Source organism: Streptomyces gossypii, from assembly GCF_025165795.1.
GTDB classification, from domain to species: Bacteria; Actinomycetota; Actinomycetes; order Streptomycetales; family Streptomycetaceae; genus Streptomyces; species Streptomyces gossypii.
Map to the genome: position 1 here is coordinate 208,312 of NZ_JAJAGO010000008.1, position 22,663 is coordinate 230,974.

The following is a 22,663-nucleotide window of genomic DNA, read 5'->3' on the forward strand; positions in this document are numbered from 1 at the left end:
CGACAGCACCCGGCGCATGGTGCCATCCACCGTGCGCACCCGGAATGCGCCCTCGTGCCCCCTCGGCCTGTCCCCTCATGTCACCATCGTCCCGGCGGTGACAAGTGATACGAGACCAGGACGAGACGGCGGCCGGGCCGCAGCAGGGGGACGAGCCTCGGGAAGGGGCGCTCCCGGCCGTCGGCGATCCTGACTCCGGTCCCGAGCAGCCGCACGCGGGCGACGAAGAGACCGCCGACGGCGGCGGCGAGACCGGCGGCGGCGAGGACGACGGCGGCGCCCACGGCGGTGACAGCGGCAGCAGCGGTGACAGCGGCAGCAGCCGCGGTGACGAGGGACCGGAGGACGACGGCGGCCAGGGGGACGGCGACTCCACCGACGGCGACCGCACCGACGGCGACCGCACGGACGGCGACCGCATCGAGAGCGACGAGCCGCTGCTCCCCGCCCGCGTGCACCGCCCCTCCGATCTGCTGCGGATGGTGCTCGGGCTGCTCGGTATGGCCGCCGTGCTCACCGTGGCCGCCTTCGCGCACGGCACCACCGCCGGCCTCGAGGACGACGTCACGAAGGGAACGGAGCAGGCGCCCGCGCTGCTGATCAGTCTGACCGGGCTGACGTCCAGCATCGCCGTCCTGCTGGTGCCGGTGGCCTTCGCCATCGAGCGGCTGATCAAGCGGGACGGGCTGCGGATCGCCGACGGCGTGCTCGCCGCCGTACTCGCGCACGGCGCCTCGCTCGCCATGGACCTGTGGGTCACCGAGGTGGCGCCCACCTCGATCCAGGACGCCCTGACCAAGCCCCTCTCCGACGGCATGACCACCCCCGTGCACAGCTATCTGGCCCCGGTCATCGCCTATATGACGGCCGTGGGCATGGCCCGCCGCCCACGCTGGCGGGTGCTGCTGTGGGGCGTGCTGCTGCTCGACTCCTTCTCGGTGCTCATCGCGGGCTATTCGACGCCGTTCTCGATCGCCGTGACGGTGCTGATCGGCTGGACGGTCGCGTACGGGACGCTGTACGCCGTCGGCTCTCCCAACGTCCGCCCCACCGGCCAGAACCTGCTGGCCGGGCTGCGCCGGGTCGGCTTCAGTCCGGTCAGCGCGCTGCGCGTGGAGCGCGGCGGCGTGAAAACCGAGCAGCCGGAGACCGCCGACAGCACCGATCGCGGCCGCCAGTATCGCGTCACGCTGGAGGACGGCCCTCCGCTGGATGTCACAGTCGTCGACCGCGAACGCCAGGCGCACGGCTACTTCTACCGGGTCTGGCGCAGAGTCGCGCTGCGCCGCCTCACCCAGCGCCGCAGTCTCCAGTCGCTGCGGCAGGCCCTGGAGCAGGAGGCACTGCTCGCGTACGCCGCCATCGCCGCCGGGGCGAACGCACCGCGTCTGATCGCGACGTCCGAGCTGGGCCCGGACGCGGTGATGCTCGTATACGAGCACATCGGCGGGCGCAGACTCGACTCTCTTCCGGACGAGGCGGTCACCGATGAGCTGATGTGCGCCGCCTGGCGGCAGGTCCAGGCCCTCCAGTCGCGCCGGATCGCGCATCGCAGACTGACCGGCGAGGCGCTGCTGGTGGATCGTTCCGGCACGGTCATCCTCACCGACCTGCGCGGCGGCGAGATCGCGGCGGGCGACCTGGTGCTGCGCATGGACGTTGCCCAGTTGCTGACCGTCTTCGGCCTCCGTGTCGGCGCCGAGCGCGCGGTCGCGGCGGCGGTCAGTGTGCTCGGGCCGGACGCCGTCGCCGACAGCCTGCCGCTGCTCCAGCCCATCGCGCTCAGCCGCAGCACCCGTACGACCCTCCGCAAGCTGGCGAAAGAGCGGGCGCAGCGGGAGCGGGAGGCGGTGCTGGAGGTGTCCCGCGCGCAGCGCGCGCACAAGGAGCAGCGGGAGGTGCGTGCCAGCCGCGGGGGTCCGAGCGGGACGAGCGACCGCAAGTCGCTGCGCGCCGAGAAGCACGCCGAGAAGCGGGCGATCGACGAGGCGCTGGAGGAGGCCAGGGAGGACGATCTGCTGGTTCAGATCCGGAAGCAGGTGCTGCTGATCCGGCCGCAGGCGCCCATAGAGCCTGCCCGGCTGGAGCGGGTGAAGCCGCGCACCCTGGTGAGTTTCATCGCGGGCGGGCTGGCTGCGTACTTCCTCTTCAGCCAGCTCAGCCATGTCCAGATCGACGAGGTGCTGGCGCAGGCGCAGTGGGGGTGGGTGGCGATGGCGCTGCTCTTCTCCTCGCTCACCTATGTGGCCGCGGCGACCGCGCTGCTCGGCTTCGTGCCGGAGAAGGTCTCCTTCCTGCGTACGGTGCAGGCGCAGGTGGCGGGCTCGTTCGTGAAGCTGGTGGCACCGGCGGCCATCGGCGGCGTCGCGCTCAACACCCGCTTCCTGCAACGGGCGGGCGTACGCCCCGGGCACGCGGTGGCGAGTGTCGGCGCATCCCAGCTCTTCGGCCTGGGCGCCAACATCTCGCTGCTGCTGGTCTTCGGCTATCTGACCGGCACCGAGCACACGCCGACCTTCTCGCCGTCCCGCACGGTGATCGCCGGGCTGCTGACGGCGGCGGTGCTGGTGCTGATCGTCACCGCCGTGCCGACGCTGCGGAAGTTCGTCTCCGAGCGGGTGCGCTCGCTGTTCGCCGGTGTCGTGCCGCGCATGCTGGACGTGGTGCAGCGGCCGAAGCAGCTGGCTTCGGGGGTCGGCGGCACGCTGCTGCTGTCGCTGGCGTTCGTGATGTGTCTGGACGCCTCGCTGCGGGCCTTCGGCTGGAACGAGTTGAGCTATCCGACGCTCGCGGTCGTCTTTCTCGCGGGCAACGCGCTGGGCTCGGCGGCGCCGACGCCGGGCGGCCTGGGCGCGGTCGAGGCGGCGCTGATCGCCGGGCTCATCACCTTCGGGGTGCCGAAGGAGATCGCGACACCGGCCGTGCTGCTGTTCCGGCTGATGACCTTCTGGCTGCCGGTCCTGCCGGGCTGGATCTCCTTCACCCAACTGACCCGCAAGGGCGCCCTGTAGGCATGGCCGGGGGCCCGTACGCGCGTGCGTACGGGCCCCCGTCGTGCGGCTCAGTAGATCGGCCTGTCCGGCTCGATCTGGTGGACCCAGCCGATCACGCCGCCACCGACGTGGACCGCGTCGGCGAAGCCCGCGTTCTTCAGGACGGCGAGCACTTCCGCGGAGCGGACGCCCGTCTTGCAATGCAGGACGATCCGCTTGTCCTGCGGCAGCCCGCCCAGGGCGCTGCCCATCAGGAACTCGTCCTTCGGGATCAGCTTCGCGCCGGGGATGGAGACGATCTCGTACTCGTTGGGCTCGCGGACATCGATGACCTCGATGCTCTCGCCCTCGTCCATCCACTGCTTGAGCTGCTTGGGGGTGATGGTCGCCCCGGCCGCGGCCTCCTGCGCCTCGTCGCTGACGACGCCGCAGAACGCCTCGTAGTCGATCAGCTCGGTGACCGTCGGGTTCTCGCCGCAGACCGCGCAGTCCGGGTCCTTGCGGACCTTGACCTGACGGTACGACATCTCCAGTGCGTCATAGATCATCAGACGGCCGACCAGCGGTTCGCCGAACCCGGCCAGCAGCTTGATCGCCTCGTTGACCTGGATCGATCCGATGGACGCGCACAGCACGCCCAGGACGCCGCCCTCGGCGCAGCTCGGCACCATGCCGGGCGGCGGGGGCTCCGGGTAGAGGCAGCGGTAGCAGGGGCCGTGCTCGCTCCAGAAGACCGAAGCCTGCCCGTCGAAGCGGTAGATGGAACCCCAGACGTACGGCTTGTTCAGCAGCACGCAGGCGTCGTTGACCAGGTAGCGGGTGGCGAAGTTGTCCGTGCCGTCCACGATCAGGTCGTACTCGGCGAACATCTCCATCACGTTCGTGGAGTCCAGACGCTCCAGGTGCAGCCGGACATCCACCAGCGGATTGATGCCGAGCACCGTGTCCTTGGCGGACTCCGCCTTGGAACGGCCGATGTCCGCCTGACTGTGGATGATCTGGCGCTGCAGATTCGACTCGTCGACCTCGTCGAACTCGACGATGCCGAGCGTGCCGACGCCCGCCGCCGCCATGTACATCAGTGCGGGTGAGCCCAGTCCGCCGGCGCCCACGCAGAGCACCTTGGCGTTCTTGAGCCGCTTCTGGCCGTCCATCCCGACATCCGGGATGATCAGATGGCGGGAATACCTGCGAACCTCGTCCACGGTGAGCTCGGAAGCCGGCTCGACCAGGGGTGGCAGCGACACGAAGACCTCAACAAGGGGTTGGTCGGTTGATGTACGAGTGTTCTCGTAACACTGCCACGCCCTGTTTCATTCCGAGACACCCGTCCCGAACCGCGAGACGATATCGTCCCAGTACCCGGGCAGGGGCGGACCAGCAGCTCTGGCAGGCACACCCGGCTCAGCGCACCGGGCACACCCGGCCCGGGCTCACATGCGGCACGCCGCCTCCATCCAGATGTCCGCGAGCGACTCCTCCAGGCCGATCCGGGGCCGCCAGCCGAGCCGGTCGCGGGCCGTCCGTACGTCCGCCTGCTGCCAGCCGCCGCTGCCGTCCGGATACGGATACCCGCCCGGCCCGCCGGAGAGCCCGGCCGCCTGGGTGTCCAGTTCGTGCACCGCACCGGTGTAGCCCGCGACCCGCGCCAGCACGGACGCGGCGTCGCGCAGCCGTACGGCACGGCCGGTGGCGATGTTCACCACACCCTGGGCCGCCGAGAGGGAAGCCGCGTGCACGGCGCGGGCGACGTCCCGTACGTCGACGAAGTCCCGCTGCACGGCGAGTCCCGGCAGCTTCAGCTCACTGTCACCCTGCTGCATCGCGCGGCGCATGGCTTCCGCGAGCCGCCCCAGCGGCGAACCGGCGGGCGTACCCGGACCGACCGGCGAGAAGACGCGCAGCACGACGGCGTCCAGGCCGGAACCCAGCACCAGTTCGGTGGCGGCCAGCTTGCTCACCCCGTACGGACCGCCGGGACGCGGCACCGCGTCCTCGCCGGTGGACGAACCGGTCGGGGACGGCCCGTACTCCGCCGCACAGCCCAGATGCACCAGGCGTGCCCCGCAGCCGCTGCGGCGCAGGGCCTCGCAGACGGTGGCCGCGCCGACGGTGTTGTGGCGGGTCAGATCGCGCGCACCGCCTCGGGTGGCACCCGCACAGTTGATGACGACGCCCGGATGCACGGCGTTCAGAAAGCGGGTGAGGGCACCGGGACTGCCGGTCGACAGGTCGAACCGGACGTCGGAGTCATCACCCCGGCCGAGCGCGGTGAGCTGGACGGCGGGGTCCGCCAGCAGCCGGTCGGCGACAAAGCGCCCGAGGTATCCGTGGGCACCGAGCAGCAGCACTCTCATCGTGCGACCTCCCGGCGGCTGGTGGGGCTCTGGGACGACTGAGCGGTCATCGGTCTTGCTCCTACGGGTGTGAACGGGTTCTGTGTGCGGGTCACGGTTTCGGCATCACGTGCTTCGGCATCACGTGCGCGGGGTGCGTGCGCGGGGTCACGTTTGCGGCGTCACGTTTGCGGCGTCACGGCCTCCTGGGTTCGCGGCGAATGTGCGGCGGGCTTGTCAGTGCGGCGGGCTTGTCAGTGCTCCGTCCTGAGGTAATGGGCCGACGCACCGGCCAGTGCCCGCCAGGCGTACCCGAGCAGGGCCAGGGCGGCGACGGCACAGGCCGACGCCGGAACCACCGCCGTCCCCAGAGCCGAGACGGAGCGCTCCACGGGGCGGCCGAGCCCACCGAGACCGGGCAGCCGTGCGCTGAGCACGGAGCCGAGCGCGGCGGCCTGCACCGCCACGGCGGCTGCCGGGCCCGCGAGCGCCGCACCCGGAAATCCGTGCGCCGACAGCAGCAGCGAGACGAACAGCAGGACGCCGAGCGCGGTGGTCGCCGAGTGCGTCCCCGCAGCGGGGTAGCGGCCGTCGAGTATCAGGGCGGCGGCGCCGTGCAGGCCGGCCAGCGCCAGGAGGAACAGGGCGGCCGAGGCGCCGAGCAGCGGCCGGGCCCGGGACGCGAAATGATCCAGGCTGCGGCTGCCCTCCAGCCGTCGCCGGGACCGTACGGCGAAGAGGTGGGCGCACCAGGCGGCGGGCACCACCGCGTAGGCGAGCGCCAGCGGCACACCGGGCCGGGCGGCCACCGGAGTGAAGGCGTCCGGTCCGGGACCGCCGCTGAGCAGCGCCGTCAGCAGCCAGTCTCCGTAGAGCGCGTAAGCGAGCAGGAGACAGACGGACAGCATCAGGCCCCTGGTCCCCGTGCCGTCCGGCCGGGACGAGCGGAGGACGGGCCGCAGCGCGGGCCGGACCGCGGCCAGCACCGCGACGGCGCCCACCGCGCCGACGCCGACCCGCACGGCCGCGGGCGCCTGGGACGGGAGGTACGCGAAGGCGCCGAACACGGCGGTGCACACAACTCCGGGCAGCAGCGGCGCGGCCACCAGGGGGGCGGCGGCCCGGACGCGCCGTGCACGGCCGGGCGCGCCGGGATCGCTCGACGGCACGTCCCAGGCAAACGATTCGTCCAGGCCCACCGGGTCGACCAGGCCGGGGGCGCTGGAGGTGCCGGAGACGGGCGCCACCGGGGCGTCCTCGGCGTGAGGGACCCGGGCGTACAGCTCCTCGGCGAGGGAGAAGACGTCCCGGTGCCGGAAGCGCGCCGCAGCCGTACGGTCGGTGATCCCGCGCGCTTCCAGCCCGGCGGCGATCTCCAGGGAGTCGACGGCCCGCTCGCACAGCTCCCGGTACCGGCACATCAGCTGACGTACGGGGTCGGCGGACCCCTCAACTCGTCCGGCCTCCGGGGAAGGTGCGGATAAGGGCCCGGACGCCGCAGCGGCAGCGTCTGCGTCTGCCTCCGCCGTGCCCGCCCTGCCTGCCGTGCCCGCGCTGCGCCCCGTTCGCGCGGCGAGCCAGATCGGGGAGGCGGCCTGAGCACGCGCGGACACGCGGCCCGCGACCGGCCACGGCCGGGATCCGGCCCCTGCTCGTGTCCGCACGGGCCCCGTCTGTTCGACGGCGGGGACGCGGGAGGCGTCCAGCGCGGCAACGTCGTTCGCCTGGCCCGCCTCGGGCCAGATCACCCGCTCCCCCGCCTCACCCCGGTCCAGCGGCTCCCCTGACACCCCCTCATCCACGGATCCGAGTCCGGCCCCGGCCCCGACCCCGGCCCAACCGGCAAGGTCAACCGCACCGGGACCGGCCGGGGTGCGGTCGCCCGACGGCCGGTCCGCCGCTGGACGCGGTGGATTCGGCTCACGCTCCGGCCCGTCACTCATCCCGCGTCCTCCTCCCCCTGGCGGCTGGCGGCGACCGGCATCGCCGGCGCCGAGCCATCGTCCGCCCAGCCGGCGGGCCCTGCCCATCCCGGCACGGCACCGGCGCCGCCCTTGGCCAGGGCACCGGTCCCCCGGTCGCCCGTACCGGGCCACTGGTCCGGCCACTGGTCCGGCAGATGCGACTCGGGAGGTCGCGCGAACGGCAGCGGTACGCCGCCGCCGTCCGCCCCGTCGCCGCCTCTGCCGCCCTCCTGCCAGTACGACATCAGCTCCAGGTAGATGCCCCGGAACGCCTCGATGTTCTGCTGCGCGGTGAAGAGTTCCAGTGCCCGCGCCCGCGCAGCCGCGCCCAGTCGCGCCCTGCGCGCCGGGTCACGCAGCAACGAGAGGCAGGCGTCCGAGAGGGCGTGGGAATCGCGCGGCGGCACCACCAGTCCCGTGCCTCCGATGACCTCGCGCACTGCCCCGGCCTCCGTCGAGACCGTCGCGCGGGCGCAGAACATCGCCTCCACCAGCGGGACGGGGAAGCCTTCGACGATGCTGGAGAGCACCACGACGCCGCCCGCCGCATAGGCGTCCGCGAGGCTGGGCAGGCCTGGGCCGCCGACCTCCTCGAAGGAGACGGGGCTGCCGCCCGGAGTCCGGGTGCCGAGTGTCCGGACGCCGGGTGGTTCGGGAGGAAAGAGCTGCGCGGCCAGGGCCCGTACGTGGGCGGTGTACCCGGCGTCACCGGTGTCTTCGGGGCTGCGTCCGCCGCCCGCCGGTGGAGGGCTCGCCGCGATGATGCGCAGCCGCGCGTCCGGGACCGCCCGGCGGATCTCGGTGAACGCGTGCAGCAGTGTGACCAAGTCCTTCGTCGGACCGATCCGGCCCACCCAGACCAGCGTGTGCCCGCGCACACCCGCCCCGGCTCCCGCGCCCCCGCCGCTTGGTTCCGGCGGCTTCTCCCCGACCTCGGTGAAGGGGGCGGCGTCCATGCCCGGATAGACCGTGCGCAGCCGGTCCCGCCGCGCTCCGCAGCGCTCCTGCCAGCGCCGGGCGTGCGCGTTGCCGGGGGTGATCAACCGCGCCCGCGTGTACGTCTCGCGGACCAGCCGCCGCTGGAAGGAGGCAAGCAGCGCGCGGACGGGCGCACCGGCGGCGGCCGGTGCCACCGCGTCGGCGGCGCTGGCCAGGTAGTGCTCGCGCAGCCGCACACCGTACTCGGTGAGGAGCAGCGGAGTGCCGTACCAGCGGCCCGCGAGCAGCCCGGCGAGGGCGGCGGTGCCGCCGCCGACCGCATGGCACAGGTCGGCAGCGGCGAGCCCGGAGCCGCTGCCCCGCTCGCCGTACCAGTCGAGGGAGAGGGGGCGCAGCGCGCGCTCCATCCGGTCGGCGACCGCGAGCAGATCGGCGACCTGGGCGGAGTGCGCCGCCCGCAGCGCACCGGGGGCACGGCAGGCGGCCTCCAGAATGCGTACTGCCTGCTCGGAACGGAGCGCGGCGGGAAGACCGGAACGCTCTCGGGCCAGTTCGGCGAGCCCGTACAGGCCGGAGGCGAACCGGTCCGTCAGCGCTGCGGCAGGAGGAGCGTCGGTGGGGCGCGGCGCGGCGGCCGTGCCATCGTGTGTGCCCCCGCTCGCCGCAGACCCCGCACCCCGCTGCCCCTCCTCCTGGTCCGCGGCGCACACCGTCTCCGCGAGATCGCGGAAATGCCCCTCGAAGCGCCGCCGTTCCCGGCGCCCGAAGCCCGGACGGTCGGGACCGCCGCCGTCGGCCGATTCGGAGGCGGAGGCGGGACCCCAGAGGGGTGCGACGCACACCCGTGCGACGTTGCGGGGGAGATCACACCAGCCCGACTCTTCCTGGCGGGCACTGCGGGTCAGCGCGTAGATCTCGAACTCGTGGTTTCCCAGCCCCCGCAGGAGCCGGTCGCACCACACGACCGACTCACCGCGCGCAGACGGATAACCACCCTCGGTAAGTAGGGCAACTCGCACGGACGCACCCCCGGTCGAACTCCAAGTGGGCCACTGCGGGGTGCGCAGTGGCGTGATGCGGAAGACGGTAGGCGCGCCCTCGCGCACGTGCTGGACGGTTGTCCGTCGCACCACCAGAAGGGGTGAACAGCCGTGACTTTCGGCACCGTTGCGCGTTCCGGTGCGTTAGGGACCGCCGAGCGGAGCGGGACATGCCGACGGAGCCCGGCACGCGGGCGGGCCGACGGCGGGCCCGCGGGCCGCCCGGCCGCCCGGCCGGCTGGGAGGCGGTCAGCCCTTCGGGTGCGGCCAGGCGTTCGGACGGCAGGTCGCCGTACCCGAGGTGAGCGACTTCGTCTGCTGCATCATGACCGGGGCGAGCGCGCCGTCCTCCTTGCAGCCCACATGGTCGAGCCCCAGCCGATGCCCCACTTCGTGGTTGATGAGCATCTCGCGGTACTCCCGCATCAGCGAGTCGCCGAACGTCGGCGAACCCTGAGCCCAGCGGTAGGCATTGATCATGATCCGCTCGGTGGCCGCCGAGTCGCAGGAAACCTGCTGCTCGGTGGTGTCCAGCCCGGACTTCGCACACCACACCCCGGTCGTCCCGGGACTGGCGAGGGTCATGACGAAGTCGACCTTGCCGGAGGAGACCCGCTCGAAGCTGCGCGCGCCGTCGTGCACCCAACTGCGCTCGTCGTTCAGCGTTGTGTGGACGGCCTCCGCGAACAGCTCTCCGTCCAGCGGGAGTTCCTTCTCGACATCCACCCGGTAGCGCAGCACCTCTTCGCCGCCCGGCCCCTTGGCCCCGTCCGGGATGGCGGTGAACGCGTTGGGCCCCTCCAGATCACGGGGCAGCGCATGGACCTCGGAGATCCGGCTGTCGTAGGAGCGGGCGCCGTCCGGTTTGGCGGGCTTCTGCGAGGCGGTGGGCGTCGGCCGGCCGTCGGAGCGCGACGCCTGGTCGGCCTCGCCCCCCCGCCCGGCGTCCGCTCGGGCGGACCGGGAGTCCCGCTCGCCGTTGCCGCCCGCGACCTGCCCGGCGACGACGACGGCCAGCACCGTGGTGACCGCAGCGGCGGCGGCGCCGGTCAACGTACGTCCCTTGCGGGCCTTGCCGCGCAGCGGCGCGATCGGAGCCAGAGGCGCGAGCGGTCCGTCGTCGCCGTCGTCACCTGCGTGCGGCGCCTGCTGGGGCAACCGCGGCTCCGCCGGCGGCGGCTGGGCGCCGCGCTGTGCTGGTATCCGGTGGTCCTGGGAGTTCCGGGCGGCCGCCTGGGCGGGGTGCGGAGGGGGCCCGGCGCGGCCCGTGGGTGTGGACGACCCCGGCTGCTCCGAACCGCCCGTCCCGGGCCGCTGGTCCGGAGCTCCTGCCGCGAAGACGTCGTCGAAAGCGTCCAGATACTCCTGCCGCGGCCCCTCACCCGCACCGACGGGGGCGCCGTGCCCGGCACCGGAGGCACCCCAGCCGCCGCCCGGTTCCCGGTGTTCCGGGTGACCGCCACGGGTGGTCGGCAGTCCGGCAGCCGATGCGGTGCCGCCGAAGAACGACGCGCCGTGCGGGGGTGTGTCCGGCCCGAGGCCGGGCGGGGCGGTGCGCTGCGGCCTGCCGGACGGCGGCGGCTCCTGCCCCCGTTCCGGTCGAGTTCGCCTCTGACCGCGTTGCTGTCCCTGTCCGTCCCCCCCGGGCGCCTCGTGCCCGGTCGGCGGTGCGGCAGGGGCTGCCGGGGCATCCGGTGCCGTACCGGCCGGATCGCGCCGCTTGCGGCTGTGACGTCCCACTAGCTGCCCTTCAGGATCTCGGGTGTCCGCTCCGTGTCCATGAGCAGCTCACGGAAAGCACCCGCGACCACCTCCGGATATTCCATCATTGCCACATGTCCCGCCTCCGGCAGTGTCAACAGCCTCGAGTCGCGGAAAGCCGCGCTCGCCCTGCGCGCCATCCGGAACGAGACGAGCAGGTCACGCCCCCCGTACACCAGAAGGGTAGGCGCGAGCACCCGCTCGGCCTGTCGCCACAACGAGTGTTGTCCATTCAGTGTGTACGCGTTGACGATGCCGCGCGCCGATCGGCTCAAAGAATCCCAGAAGTACGGCAGTTCGAGTCTGCGCTCGTACTCCGCGACCGCTGCGGCGAAGCCCTCCGCGGTGACCCGTGCCGGATCTCCGTAACAAAGGGTCAGCACCTCCCGGGTGCGGCGCTCCGCCGTCCAGTCCCGGGTGAGCTTGCCGAAGAGGGCGGTCACTCCCGGCAGCGCGAGCAGCGCGGTGGGCATGGCGGTGCGCTGAGGCCGCAGTTCCGGAAGGGCGGGGGACACGAGAGTGAGCGTACGCACCAGGTCCGGCCGTACGGCAGCGACCCTGGTGGCCACCGCGCCGCCCATCGAGTTGCCGAGGAGATGCACCTTGCCGCGCCCGGCCGCCTCCAGCTGGCGGATGACGGCGCGTGCGTGGCCGGAGACGGAGTAGTCGCCGTCGTCCGGAGGCGGTGAGTGACCGAAGCCCGGCAGGTCGAGCGCCTCGCCGTCCACCGTGTCGGAGAGCTGCCCCATCAGCGCCGACCAGTTCTGCGAGGAGCCCCCGAGACCGTGCACATACAGCGCCGGAGGCAGATCCGGCCGCCGGACCGCCCGGCCGCGCACCGCCAGTGTCAGCCCGGCGAGCCGTACGGTGCGGAGCGTCTCACCCTTCTGGCTCTGCAAGTTGTCCGGCGGTGCCACCGAGGACGGGGCGGCACGGAGTTCCGGAGGCTCGGTCGACGACATGGAGCAATGTTACGAGACGATCACGTCATGACTCACGTGTTCGGGGTCACGGCCGCGATTCACCCCGTCGCGTCCGGCCGTCCGCACTCCTACGCTCGTAAGGACGGGGCGCGGTTTACGCTCGAATGGAGGGGACTCGTCCTGGAAAGGGGAGTCAGATGCCTGTGGACCCGAGCAACCCCGACACCTTCGAGGACACCCACGATGTCTACGAGGACACCTACGGGGACGCCTACGAGGACGAGCCGGAGGGGGGAGAGGAACGGATCGAAGCCCCCCGGGAGGATGCCGCCGAGCAGCACACCGAGCTGCTGGTTCAGCATCGTGCGCCGATCACCGGCCGCGACGACGTCGAGGTGGACCCGGATGACGTCGCCACGGGGGCGCGTGTGGTGGAGCTGAACGAGGACGAGTACCGCTGACGACCTGGTGCAGGACAGCCAGTGGATCAGGTCGTGAATCATCCCAAATTCGCCCAGTTGTTCGTCCAGTCCGTGAAATTCTCCGCCCGCGACGCGCGCAGCGCTGTTACCCAAAAGTACGATGGCGATCGAGCGCGGACCGCGCGCAGAACCACGTCCCCTGGCTCCGCCGGGGAGAGGTACCAGGGAGGCGAGCGTGACAGCGACCGAGCAGACAGCAGAGGCGCGCCCGCGCGGCACGCGCCTGCCGCGCAGGGCCCGGCGCAACCAGCTCTTGGGGGCTGCCCAGGAGGTCTTCGTCGCACAGGGCTACCACGCGGCGGCCATGGACGACATCGCCGACCGGGCAGGCGTCAGCAAGCCGGTGCTCTACCAGCACTTCCCGGGCAAGCTCGATCTGTACCTCGCGCTGCTCGACCAGCACTGCGAGTCGCTTCTCCAGGCGGTGCGCGCGGCTCTCGCGTCGACCTCCGACAACAAGCAGCGGGTCGGGGCGACGATGGACGCCTACTTCGCGTACGTCGAGGACGAGGGCGGCGCCTTCCGGCTGGTCTTCGAGTCCGACCTGACGAACGAGCCGGCCGTGCGCGAGCGGGTCGACAAGGTGAGCCTCGACTGCGCGGAAGCGGTCAGCGAGGTCATCAGCGAGGACACCAAGCTGCCGCCGGAGCAGTCCATGCTGCTTGCGGTGGCGCTCTGCGGGATGGCCCAGATCACCGCCCGCTACTGGCTGGGTTCGGGCCAGCCGATCCCGCGCGACGCCGCCACCAAGCTGATCTCGTCGCTCTCCTGGCGCGGCATCGCGGGCTTCCCGCTGCAGTGACCGTGCGCGGCTGTTCGCTGACGGCATGGGGACACGATCACCGGTGCCCTCACAGGCGGGCTAACCTGTGCTGCGTACCGCGCGGCTGGCCGCGCACCCAACTGACCGTCGGAGGGACATAGCCGTGGAGGTCAAGATCGGCGTGCAGCACGCGCCCCGCGAGATCGTCATCGAGAGCGGGCAGACCGCCGACGAGGTCCGGAGCGCAGTGGAATCGGCGCTCGCCAAGGACGGCACGCTCCTCTGTCTGGAGGACGAGCACGGTCGCAAGATCCTGGTCCCGTCCGACCGGGTCGCCTACGTGGAGATCGGCGAGCAGGCAGCCCGCAAGGTGGGCTTCGGCGCGATCTGAGCAGGCGATAAGCCCGCAAGGCGATAAACAGGCAAAACGTGCGAGAGCACGGAGGCGGCGGTCCGGCTGAGTCTCTGGGGGTGCGCCCCTCAGAATTCACCCGGTCCGCCGTTTCGTGCTGCCCCACCAGCGGGTAATACCGGATCGACCAGCTTGCACAGCGCTCGGGAGGTCACATGGTCTGGCAAGCGCTCAGCTCCGCGATCGTCGGCTTGGTGCTCGCCGGCGCCGCCGCCCACTGGCTGCCCGGCCGCTTCACGGACCGGACGCTGGTACTGGCCACGGGGCCCGCCGCGGGCCTGTTGGGCGGACTGATCGCCCGCATCGTCATCGGCGCGGGACACCCGGTGCCGACTCTGGTGATCGCTGCGGCTGTGAGTGTGGCAATACTCTCCCTGCTCCTCGGCGGGAACGTCCGGACGTCACCGTTCCGCCCGGAGGTCGCACCCCAGCCCCGCACCCCCTGACGGCGCGGAGCGCGCGCCCTCCGGCGCTGCCGGGTGCGGGGTGCGGTGTGCGGTGCGGCCCCTACCGGCGCCCTACGCGGAGAGGCCGAGCGCGGCCATCCGCTTGGTGTGCGCCTCGGTGATGCGGGAGAACATCCGGCCCACCTCGGCGAGATCGAAGCCGTCCGCCACCCCGCCGACCAGCATCGTGGAGAGCGCGTCCCGCTCCGCGACGACCCGCTGAGCCTGCGAGAGCGCCTCGCCCATCAGCCGTCGCGCCCAGAGTGCCAGTCGGCCCCCCACGCGCGGATCGGCCTCGATCGCGGCCCGTACCTTCTCCACCGCGAAGTTGGAGTGGCCCGTGTCGTCGAGTACCCGCAGCACCAGCGCGCGGGTGTCCGTGTCGAGTCTGGCCGCGACCTCCCGATAGAAGTCGGAGGCGATCGAGTCGCCGACGTAGGCCTTGATCAGGCCCTCCACCCAGTCGGACGGCGCCGTCTGCCGGTGGAACTCGTCGAGTGCCGCGGCGAACGGCTCCATCGCGGCCGTGGGATCCGCATCGATGTCCGAGAGCCGCTCACGCAACTGGTCGAAGTGCTGGAACTCTGCCGACGCCATCGCCGCCAGCTGCGCCTTGTCGGCGAGCGAGGGCGCCAGCTTCGCGTCCTCGGCCAGCCGCTCGAAGGCGGACAGCTCGCCGTACGCCAGCGCTCCCAGCAGATCGACTACCGCGGCGCGGTACTGCGGGTCGGCGGCGGCACGCGCCCAGTCCTGGGCCGCGATCCCGGTGGGCTCCGCGGCGGTGGGCGCCGATTCGGCGGGGGTTGTGTCAGACGTCTCCATAGCTGCACGATAGCCCGCGTCACCTGGACCGGAAGCCCCGTGCCCGCCGCCGGCCCCGCCCCAGGGAACTCGTACACAACAATCGCCCCGGTACACATGCGCGGATCCGGGGTACAGTGATATTGGCCCGCCGACCACCGGTGGGCTCAACGCATACGCGGATGCCCGGTCGGTGGCCCGATCGGCTCCGACCCGCAAGCCCTCCCGCGCGGCTGTGCTCCCCGTACGGCCTGCGGATCCAGAGGGACCGCTCGCGCGAAATGAGCGCTTGAGCGAGAGCTAGTGGTCCCGCACCGTCCGGCGGGCCGAGGCCACCGTGGCCGCCGCCACCCGGTGCGGTACGACCCTCTCCTCGCTCCGCTGGGGAATCTCCCCTTCGCCGCCTCAGCCCGCGTCACACAGAAGAGGACAAGCTCCTGTCCACCACGTTTCGAGATCTCGGAATCCTCTCCGAGACGGCCGAGGCCCTTGAAGCCGTCGGCATCACCTCTCCGTTCCCCATCCAGGAGATGACACTCCCGGTCGCCCTTTCGGGTAACGACGTCATCGGCCAGGCCAAGACCGGCACCGGCAAGACGCTGGGCTTCGGGCTGCCGCTGCTGGAGGCCGTCACCGTCCCCGCCGACGTCGAGTCCGGCAGGGCCAAGCCCGAGCAGCTGACGGACGCGCCGCAGGCGCTCGTCGTCGTCCCGACGCGTGAGCTGTGCCAGCAGGTCACCAACGACCTCCTCACCGCGGGCAAGGTGCGCAACGTCCGGGTGCTCCCCATCTACGGCGGTCGTGCCTACGAGCCGCAGGTCGAGGCCCTGAGGAAGGGTGTCGACGTGATCGTGGGCACCCCCGGGCGCCTGCTCGACCTGGCCGGTCAGCGGAAGCTGGACTTGTCCCACGTCCGGTCGCTCGTGCTGGACGAGGCGGACGAGATGCTCGACCTGGGCTTCCTGCCTGACGTCGAGAAGATCATCCAGCTGCTGCCGGTGAAGCGTCAGACGATGCTCTTCTCGGCCACCATGCCCGGCCAGGTGATCTCGCTCGCCCGGCGCTACATGAGCCAGCCCACCCACATCCGCGCCTCCGAGCCGGACGACGTGGGCCAGACCGTCGCCAACACCAAGCAGCACGTGTTCCGGGCGCACAACATGGACAAGCCGGAGCTGCTCTCCCGCATCCTGCAGGCCGACGACCGCGGACTGGTGATGGTCTTCTGCCGCACCAAGCGGACCGCCGCCGACATCGCCGACCAGCTCGCCCGGCGCGGTTTCGCCTCGGGCGCCGTCCACGGCGACCTCGGCCAGGGGGCACGCGAGCAGGCGCTGCGCGCCTTCCGCAACGGCAAGGTCGACGTACTGGTCTGCACGGACGTGGCAGCGCGCGGCATCGACGTCGACGGCGTCACCCACGTGATCAACTACCAGACTCCCGAGGACGAGAAGACCTATCTCCACCGCATCGGCCGCACCGGCCGGGCGGGCGCGGCCGGCATCGCCGTGACGCTGGTCGACTGGGACGACATCCCCCGCTGGCAGCTGATCAACAAGGCGCTGGAGCTGGACTTCCACGACCCGCCGGAGACCTACTCCACCTCGCCGCACCTCTACGAGGCGATGGACATCCCCGCGGGCACCAAGGGCATACTGCCGCGCGCCGAGCGCACTCGCGCCGGACTCTCCGCCGAACAGGTCGAGGACCTGGGCGAGCCGGGCTCCCGAGGCCGCGGGCGCAAGCCCGTGGAGGAGAAGCCGCAGCGTACGCGCGCCCCGCGCGAGCGCCGCCGCACCCGCAGCGGCAGGACACTCGACGGCGAGGCGGCACCCGCCGCGCAGACCGCGGTGGACACCGCCGCGGGCACCGCACACACAGGCAGCACCACGGACGGCCCGGCCGCCGCCGGCACGGAGGGCGAGGCGTCCGCGCCGCGCGCCCCGCGACGTCGCCGCCGCGCCCGCCCGGCCACCGCGGACGCGGCTCCGGCCACCATCACCGCCGCTCCGGCCGCCGCCGACGCGCAGGGCACCGGGGACGAGGCGGCCCGCAAGCCGCGTCGCCGCCGCCGCGCCCGTACGAAGCCGGAGGCTTCGGACAGCTGATCCGTCCGGTCGAGGGGAGCGCGCTGATCGAGCCGCTCCCGCTCGTCCAGCCGATCCTGCCCGGTTCGCGCCCCATCTCGCGCCCCGGTTCGCGCCGCCCGGTTCCCCTCGCGAGGGACCGGGCTTCGCTCGTTCCCGGCTCGCCGCAGACGGTAGCGTCCTCCCGTATGAGCCGACCGCCGACCCTCGACCTGCCCGACGGCACCCGTGCGTCCCGGATGGCCACCCGGCGCGGTGACTTCGCCGTGCACGACATCGGACGGGCGGAGCACGGCACCGTCCTTCTGGTGCCCGGATACACCGGCAGCAAGGAGGATTTCCTCGGGCTGCTGAAGCCGGTCGCCCAAGCGGGCTTCCGGGCCGTCGCGGTCGACGGCCGCGGCCAGCACGAGTCGGGCGGTCCGCGTGACGAGACCGCGTACGCGCGGGACGAGCTGGCCGACGACCTGCTGGCGCAGGCGGAGGCACTCGGTGGCCGGGTCCATCTGGTGGGCCACTCGCTCGGCGGTCTGATCGCACGCTCGGCGGTACTGCGTGACGCGTCCCCGATCGCCTCGCTCACTCTGATGAGCAGCGGCCCGGCGGCCATCTCACGCTCCCAGCAGCTCCGGGTCAGGCTGCTGCTGAAGGGGCTGGCCGTACTGGACATGGAGACCGTGTGGCGGGCGATGCGGGTGTTCGACAGGTTTTCGGGCCCAGCCGCGAAGAGCCCGCTGGAGCCGGTGAACGAGGCCGTGCCCCCGGCCGTCCTCGCGTTCCTGCACCAGCGCTGGCTCAACACCGTGCCGGAGCAGCTGAAGGCAACCGGCCGGCAGCTGCTCAAGGAGCCCGACCGGGTCGCCGAACTGGCCAGGGTCCCGATGCGGATGCATGTGCTGTCCGGGGAGCGGGACGACGCCTGGCCGGTGGCCTGGATGGACGAGATGGCGCGGCGCCTCCGGGCCCGGCGCACCGTCATCGCGGGTGCGCAGCACTCGCCGAACGCGGACCGGCCACTGGAGACGGCCCGCGAGCTGGTGAGCGGCTGGCACGCGGCAGCCGAGCCGCATCCGCCGGACAGACCCTAACCGTGGCCCTGGATGAACTGGGTGACGCCGTTCGCGATCTGCTGGACCGCGATCGCCGACAGCAGCATGCCCGAGAGCCGGGTCACCAGCACCACGCCGCCGTCCTTGATGACCCGGATGATCAGCAGCGAATACCGCATCACCAGCCACAGCACCACGTGCATGGCCACGATCGCCGTCCACACGGACAGCTGCCCGCCCCAGCCGTCCGCGTGCCGGACCGCGAGGATCACCGACACGATCGCGCCCGGCCCGGCCAGCAGCGGCATCCCCAGCGGCACGAGCGCGGCGTTCACGTCCTTCGTCTGGGTCGGCTCCTCGGTCTTGCCGGTGAGCAGGTCGAGTGCGACGAGCAGCAGGAGAAGCCCGCCCGCGACCATCAGCGCGGGCACGGAGACATGGAGGTAGTCGAGGATCTGCTGCCCGCAGAGCCCGAACACCGTGATCACCCCGAAGGCGACGGTCGTCGCCTGGAGCGCCATCCGGCGCTGCGCCTTGGCGGGCCGCCCGGAGGACAGGGCGAGGAAGACCGGGGTGATCCCGGGCGGGTCCATGATCACAAAAAGGGTGACAAACACGGATCCGAAGACGGCGAACTCGAACACAGCGATGCCTTGCGTGAGGGGAAACGGGAGAACGGGATACGGGAACGTGGGGACACGCCCGGCGCACGCGGACGAGGGGCGGCAGGGCGACGAAGCCGCCGGAAGGCGGCACGGAGCCCGGTGTGCTCTGGGGTGGCGCGGGTCCGTCAGCCGGTGACCGGCGCGACGCCTGAGCCGCGCGCGGCGATCTCGGCGTAGACCTCGGGGGTGGTGGTGTGCTCACCGAGCACACAGGTCTTGTTGCGCCCGTGGTAGTCGCTGGAGCCGGTGGCCAGCAGTCCGAGGTCTCCAGCGATGCCGTGCACCCGCGCGCGGACGGCGGGCTCGTGATCCATGTGGTCGGCTTCCAGGCCGTCGAGCCCGGCGGCGGCCAGTTCGGCGAGTACCGCCTCGGACACGCACTCGCCCCGCTTGGCAGCGAGCGGGTGCGCGAAGACGGAGACGCCCCCGGCGCCCTTGATCAGCCGGATGGCGTCGAACGGGTCCAGCTCGTGCTTCTCCACGTAGGCGCGGCCGTCGTTCGCGAGCCACTCGGCGGTGAAGGCGTCCGAGACGGTCTCCACGACACCCTGTTCGACCATGGCCATGGCGATGTGCGGGCGTCCGACCGCGCCGTTCGAGGCGATCTCGGCGACCCGCTCCCAGGTGACCGGCACGCCCAGCGCCTGGAGCTTCTCCACCATGCCCTGCGCCCGCGGCAGCCGGTCGTCGCGCACCAGCTCGCGCTCGCGGGCCAGGTCCGGCTCGTCGGGGTCGAAGAGGTAGGCGAGCATGTGCAGGCTGATGTCACCGAAGCGGCAGGACAGCTCGGCACCGGTCACCAGGGTGAGTCCGGCGGGCAGCACACGCCTCGCGTCGGCGTGCCCGGCGACGGTGTCGTGATCGGTGAGGGCGACGACGTCCAGCCCGGCCGCCGCGGCGTTGCGTACCAGTTCGGCGGGTGTGTCGGTGCCGTCCGAGGCAGTGGAGTGGGTGTGCAGATCGATGCGCACGGGGCGGGACTCCAGGGCTGCGGCTTCGGACGGCGGACGGCGGACCTCTTCACTCTACCGGGCCCGTCTGAGCCGTCCGGCCCTGCCCGGAGCACCTCCCGGAGCTTGCCCGCTCCGGAATCCCAGCTGCCCGGGGCCTCAGCCCAGGATGCGGGGCGAGAGTGCCCCTATCGGCAGCAGATCGACCTCGGCACCGGCGTCCCGCAGGTCGGTGAGCACCAGTTCGTCGTAGAGCAGCAGCCCGGACTGCTCCGGCCAGACGATCGCCCACAGCCACAGGCCGCGCGCCTCTCCGGCGAAGACGGCACGGTCGTCCGGTGCGTCACCGACATGCCAGAGCGGGGTGGGCCTCCCGGCCGCCAGCACCTTGACGGGCGGGGGCTTGTCGACGCACATGTAGGGGCCCGGGTCGGGGCCGTCGAGACCGGCGTATCTGGCACCGAGCCCGACACCGAGCTCCTCGGCCACCAGCAGCAGTTCGCCGGGACCGCCGAGAGGGCCGGGACCGGAGCAGGCGACCACGGTGGCCCGGCCGCCGCTGCGGTCGTCACCCGCGCACGCCACACCCGTGAACAGCCAGCCGACGGGAAGCGGCCAGGGCATCCACACCGGTACCTTCGTCCGGCCGACGACGACGGCAAGCGCCTCCACGCTGGGCGGGATGACCGGCTGCAGGGGGTGCACGGTGCCGTGCACGTCGCACTGCCAGGAGTCGGCGAAGAGACCGGGCGCCCTGACCCGGCCACCACATTTCGGGCAACTGGGTTCGCCCCTCATGAAGCACCACGGTCCTACCCAGCCGCTCCCGAGTCAAGGACGATCACCTGACTGAACGTCCGGGTGTAATTCACATCAGTCGTTCAGCGGTACGGACCCCCGCTGCGGACTGCGCAGGTCCGTTCCGTGCCGGAGCCAGCGCTCCTCCAGCGCCGCCGCACCGTGGACCCTCTTCCACGCGGCCTCGTTGGGCGTCATCGGCAGCAGCGGCAGGAACCGCACCGGCTCCAGCGGCTCGTCCAGCTCCAAGTCCGCCACGAGACCGCCCCCTGCGGCCACCAGCACCGAGGTGAACGGCGCCGACGGCCACAGCGGCTCCCCCACATCCAGCGAGGCACCGGGGGCCACGACCACGCCCTCCACCTGCGGCGAGGCGGCCAGCATGGCGAGCGCACGCAGCACCTGGTCGACGGCGCCACCGGGCACCACCCGTACGGACAGCAGGAGTTCGGCACGCGGACCGCGATCCGGATCTGCGAGGACGGCGGCCGGATCGGTCATCGGCGCGGCGGACATGCCCAGCGTGGCGTAACGCGCCACGCCCTCGTCCAGGAAGCGCAGGACCTCGATGCGCTCGGTGCCCAGGAAGGTGACCGAAGCGCGCGCGTCGGGCTCACCGAGCGCGGTGCGCAGCCTGGTCTCGACGAGTCGAACAACATCCACCATACGAGGAGCATAGGACGCGTGACGAGTCGGCGAAGGGCAGCACGGCATGGCCGAAACGCCACCTGAGCGCTACGGCGAGTGTTACCGTTGACCGCTGGTCAAGGCTTGTGCAGTTCGTCCCCTACGGGGGACCGGCCGGAGGAGGTGGGGTTGTCATGGATCCGAGTCGACCGTGTAGTACCAACCGCTCTTCCGTAGCGCACCCGCGTTCCCGCGACTGAGATCCTTCCTCCCCCACCGCCTTCGCGGTGAAACTTCTGACAGGGATCTTTTATCTCCGGCTGCGCGTGCCGGAAGAGCGTTGAGCTTCGCTCGCTTCTCCCACCGTCCGTGAAGGCCGTCCCGGCGTTCCGCGCGGTGCCCGCTTTGCAGGCCTCCGAACCCGGGCGACGCCGCCGGCCCGTAGGCCCCCATTCCGGGCAGCGTTGCGCCCGCCGCCGGCGGCTCGGCACCTCCAAGGAGCCCGGCATGTCAATGATCCGAGACCTGCGCGCCGCAGTCCGCCCCGCCCTCCGCAGGGGGGCCCACAAGTCCTTCACCTACGATGCCACCCGTACCGACACGGCCAGCGCCGTCGTCGACTGCGCCGTCTACCGCGAAGGGCGGCGTACGGATGAGCAGTTGAGCCCGGCCGAGGCGCTGCGCAGGGTGCGCAGCGAGGACGGCGCGTTCGTGTGGATCGGTCTGCACGAGCCCACCGAGCAGGAGTTCTCCGGCATCGCCCAGGAGTACGGCCTGCACCCGCTCGCCGTGGAGGACGCGGTGCACGCGCACCAGCGGCCCAAGCTGGAGCGGTACGACGACTCCCTCTTCACCGTCTTCAAGACGATCCACTACGTCGAGCACGCCGAACTCACCGCCACCAGCGAGGTGGTGGAGACGGGCGAGGTGATGTGTTTCACCGGCCGGGACTATGTCATCACCGTCCGGCATGGCGGCCAGGGCTCGCTGCGTGCGCTGCGGCACCGGCTCCAGGACGACCCGGAGTTGCTGGCCAAGGGCCCGTCGGCGGTGCTGCACGCCATCGCGGACCAGACGGTGGACGGCTATCTGGCGGTGGCGGACGCGGTGCAGGACGACATCGACGAGGTCGAGATCGCGGTCTTCTCCGACACCATGGGCGGCAACCGGCGCCGTACCGGTGACGCGGGCAGGATCTACCAGCTCAAGCGCGAGGTGCTGGAGTTCAAGCGTGCGGTGTCGCCGCTGCTGCGGCCGATGCAGCAGCTGAGCGAGCGGCCGATGCGGCTCGTCGACCCGGACATCCAGAACTACTTCCGGGATGTGGCGGACCACCTGGCCCGGGTGAACGAGCAGGTGCTGGGCTTCGACGATCTGCTCAACTCGATCCTGCAGGCGAACCTCGCGCAGGCGACAGTGGCGCAGAACGAGGACATGCGGAAGATCACCTCGTGGGCGGCGATCTTCGCGGTACCCACCATGATCGCGGGCATCTACGGCATGAACTTCGACCACATGCCGGAGACGAAGTGGGAGTACGGCTATCCGATGGTGCTGGCCCTCACCGCCGGGATCTGCTTCGCGATCCACCGGGGCTTCAAGCGCAACGGCTGGTTGTAGCCTGCCT

At 71.9% G+C, this 22,663-nt stretch carries 19 protein-coding genes; 8 read left to right on the forward strand and 11 right to left on the reverse strand.

The window, feature by feature from the left end:
* Positions 1–104: 104 nt before the first annotated feature.
* Complete coding sequence (locus tag LHJ74_RS18680; RefSeq protein ID WP_260219215.1) at positions 105–3,011, forward strand: lysylphosphatidylglycerol synthase transmembrane domain-containing protein; 2,907 nt, start codon at positions 105–107, stop codon at positions 3,009–3,011.
* A 50-nt stretch (positions 3,012–3,061) separates the two neighbouring features.
* Here the strand turns inward: LHJ74_RS18680 and moeZ are convergent, their stop codons facing one another.
* From moeZ to LHJ74_RS18710, 6 genes are all read right to left on the reverse strand, one after another.
* The gene (moeZ, locus tag LHJ74_RS18685; protein WP_260219216.1) at positions 3,062–4,240 is read right to left on the reverse strand and encodes an adenylyltransferase/sulfurtransferase MoeZ; all 1,179 of its coding nucleotides are present in this window, start codon (positions 4,238–4,240) and stop codon (positions 3,062–3,064) included.
* A 186-nt stretch (positions 4,241–4,426) separates the two neighbouring features.
* A complete protein-coding gene (locus LHJ74_RS18690; RefSeq protein WP_260219217.1) occupies positions 4,427–5,350 on the reverse strand; it encodes an NAD-dependent epimerase/dehydratase family protein in 924 nt (307 codons plus the stop codon).
* A 233-nt stretch (positions 5,351–5,583) separates the two neighbouring features.
* On the reverse strand, positions 5,584–7,272 hold the full coding sequence (locus tag LHJ74_RS18695; RefSeq protein WP_260219218.1) for a hypothetical protein: 1,689 nt from the start codon (positions 7,270–7,272) through the stop codon (positions 5,584–5,586).
* On the reverse strand, positions 7,269–9,251 hold the full coding sequence (locus LHJ74_RS18700; RefSeq protein ID WP_260219219.1) for a DUF3492 domain-containing protein: 1,983 nt from the start codon (positions 9,249–9,251) through the stop codon (positions 7,269–7,271). Before LHJ74_RS18700 ends, LHJ74_RS18695 begins: the two co-directional genes overlap by 4 nt.
* A gap of 270 nt (positions 9,252–9,521) precedes the next feature.
* A complete protein-coding gene (locus LHJ74_RS18705) occupies positions 9,522–11,012 on the reverse strand; it encodes a DUF3152 domain-containing protein (protein ID WP_260219220.1) in 1,491 nt (496 codons plus the stop codon).
* Positions 11,012–11,995 (reverse strand): alpha/beta fold hydrolase, encoded by a 984-nt coding sequence (locus tag LHJ74_RS18710; protein ID WP_260219221.1) that lies wholly within the window; start codon positions 11,993–11,995, stop codon positions 11,012–11,014. The genes LHJ74_RS18705 and LHJ74_RS18710 overlap by 1 nt, the downstream gene beginning before the upstream one ends.
* Before the next feature lie 158 nt (positions 11,996–12,153).
* On the opposite strand from LHJ74_RS18710, the gene LHJ74_RS18715 reads away from it, so the two are divergent.
* From LHJ74_RS18715 to LHJ74_RS18730, 4 genes are all read left to right on the forward strand, one after another.
* Positions 12,154–12,417: a hypothetical protein gene (locus LHJ74_RS18715; protein WP_260219222.1), complete on the forward strand. Its 264-nt coding sequence runs from the start codon at positions 12,154–12,156 to the stop codon at positions 12,415–12,417.
* Between the two features lie 196 nt (positions 12,418–12,613).
* Positions 12,614–13,240 (forward strand): TetR/AcrR family transcriptional regulator, encoded by a 627-nt coding sequence (locus LHJ74_RS18720; RefSeq protein ID WP_260219223.1) that lies wholly within the window; start codon positions 12,614–12,616, stop codon positions 13,238–13,240.
* A gap of 124 nt (positions 13,241–13,364) precedes the next feature.
* Positions 13,365–13,592, forward strand: coding sequence for a DUF3107 domain-containing protein (locus LHJ74_RS18725; protein ID WP_260219224.1), 228 nt, complete (start codon positions 13,365–13,367; stop codon positions 13,590–13,592).
* 176 nt (positions 13,593–13,768) lie between these two features.
* On the forward strand, positions 13,769–14,059 hold the full coding sequence (locus LHJ74_RS18730; protein WP_260219225.1) for a hypothetical protein: 291 nt from the start codon (positions 13,769–13,771) through the stop codon (positions 14,057–14,059).
* A gap of 72 nt (positions 14,060–14,131) precedes the next feature.
* Here the strand turns inward: LHJ74_RS18730 and LHJ74_RS18735 are convergent, their stop codons facing one another.
* Positions 14,132–14,881, reverse strand: a complete 750-nt coding sequence (locus tag LHJ74_RS18735; protein ID WP_260219226.1) for a ferritin-like fold-containing protein — start codon at positions 14,879–14,881, stop codon at positions 14,132–14,134.
* Positions 14,882–15,390: 509 nt separating this feature from the next.
* Here LHJ74_RS18735 and LHJ74_RS18740 point away from each other — a divergent pair.
* Both LHJ74_RS18740 and LHJ74_RS18745 read left to right on the forward strand, forming a co-directional pair.
* The gene (locus tag LHJ74_RS18740) at positions 15,391–16,968 is read left to right on the forward strand and encodes a DEAD/DEAH box helicase (RefSeq protein WP_260219227.1); all 1,578 of its coding nucleotides are present in this window, start codon (positions 15,391–15,393) and stop codon (positions 16,966–16,968) included.
* Between the two features lie 167 nt (positions 16,969–17,135).
* The gene (locus LHJ74_RS18745) at positions 17,136–18,035 is read left to right on the forward strand and encodes an alpha/beta fold hydrolase (RefSeq protein WP_260219228.1); all 900 of its coding nucleotides are present in this window, start codon (positions 17,136–17,138) and stop codon (positions 18,033–18,035) included.
* Here LHJ74_RS18745 and LHJ74_RS18750 read toward each other — a convergent pair.
* The 4 genes from LHJ74_RS18750 to LHJ74_RS18765 all read right to left on the reverse strand — a co-directional run bounded on the left by LHJ74_RS18750 (position 18,032) and on the right by LHJ74_RS18765 (position 21,075).
* Positions 18,032–18,640 carry a MarC family protein gene (locus tag LHJ74_RS18750; RefSeq protein ID WP_260219229.1) on the reverse strand — a complete coding sequence of 203 codons (609 nt, stop codon included), beginning with the start codon at positions 18,638–18,640 and terminating at the stop codon, positions 18,032–18,034. The genes LHJ74_RS18745 and LHJ74_RS18750 overlap by 4 nt on opposite strands.
* A gap of 146 nt (positions 18,641–18,786) precedes the next feature.
* A complete protein-coding gene (locus LHJ74_RS18755; RefSeq protein ID WP_260219230.1) occupies positions 18,787–19,632 on the reverse strand; it encodes a PHP domain-containing protein in 846 nt (281 codons plus the stop codon).
* Positions 19,633–19,770: 138 nt separating this feature from the next.
* Positions 19,771–20,409, reverse strand: a complete 639-nt coding sequence (locus LHJ74_RS18760) for a DUF6758 family protein (RefSeq protein ID WP_260219231.1) — start codon at positions 20,407–20,409, stop codon at positions 19,771–19,773.
* 75 nt (positions 20,410–20,484) lie between these two features.
* A complete protein-coding gene (locus tag LHJ74_RS18765) occupies positions 20,485–21,075 on the reverse strand; it encodes a suppressor of fused domain protein (RefSeq protein WP_260219232.1) in 591 nt (196 codons plus the stop codon).
* A 468-nt stretch (positions 21,076–21,543) separates the two neighbouring features.
* Between LHJ74_RS18765 and LHJ74_RS18770 the strand changes: the two genes are divergently transcribed.
* Positions 21,544–22,656, forward strand: a complete 1,113-nt coding sequence (locus tag LHJ74_RS18770; protein ID WP_260219233.1) for a magnesium and cobalt transport protein CorA — start codon at positions 21,544–21,546, stop codon at positions 22,654–22,656.
* The last annotated feature ends 7 nt before the right edge of the window (positions 22,657–22,663 follow it).

Coding starts and splice junctions, on each gene's coding strand:
- LHJ74_RS18690 (WP_260219217.1), bottom strand. CDS start 5,350: ATGAGAGTGCTGCTGCTCGGTGCCCACGGATACCTCGGGCGCTTTGTC.
- LHJ74_RS18695 (WP_260219218.1), bottom strand. CDS start 7,272: ATGAGTGACGGGCCGGAGCGTGAGCCGAATCCACCGCGTCCAGCGGCG.
- LHJ74_RS18710 (WP_260219221.1), bottom strand. CDS start 11,995: ATGTCGTCGACCGAGCCTCCGGAACTCCGTGCCGCCCCGTCCTCGGTG.
- LHJ74_RS18715 (WP_260219222.1), top strand. CDS start 12,154: ATGCCTGTGGACCCGAGCAACCCCGACACCTTCGAGGACACCCACGAT.
- LHJ74_RS18730 (WP_260219225.1), top strand. CDS start 13,769: ATGGTCTGGCAAGCGCTCAGCTCCGCGATCGTCGGCTTGGTGCTCGCC.
- LHJ74_RS18735 (WP_260219226.1), bottom strand. CDS start 14,881: ATGGAGACGTCTGACACAACCCCCGCCGAATCGGCGCCCACCGCCGCG.
- LHJ74_RS18740 (WP_260219227.1), top strand. CDS start 15,391: ATGACACTCCCGGTCGCCCTTTCGGGTAACGACGTCATCGGCCAGGCC.
- LHJ74_RS18745 (WP_260219228.1), top strand. CDS start 17,136: ATGAGCCGACCGCCGACCCTCGACCTGCCCGACGGCACCCGTGCGTCC.
- LHJ74_RS18760 (WP_260219231.1), bottom strand. CDS start 20,409: ATGAGGGGCGAACCCAGTTGCCCGAAATGTGGTGGCCGGGTCAGGGCG.
- LHJ74_RS18765 (WP_260219232.1), bottom strand. CDS start 21,075: ATGGTGGATGTTGTTCGACTCGTCGAGACCAGGCTGCGCACCGCGCTC.
- LHJ74_RS18770 (WP_260219233.1), top strand. CDS start 21,544: ATGTCAATGATCCGAGACCTGCGCGCCGCAGTCCGCCCCGCCCTCCGC.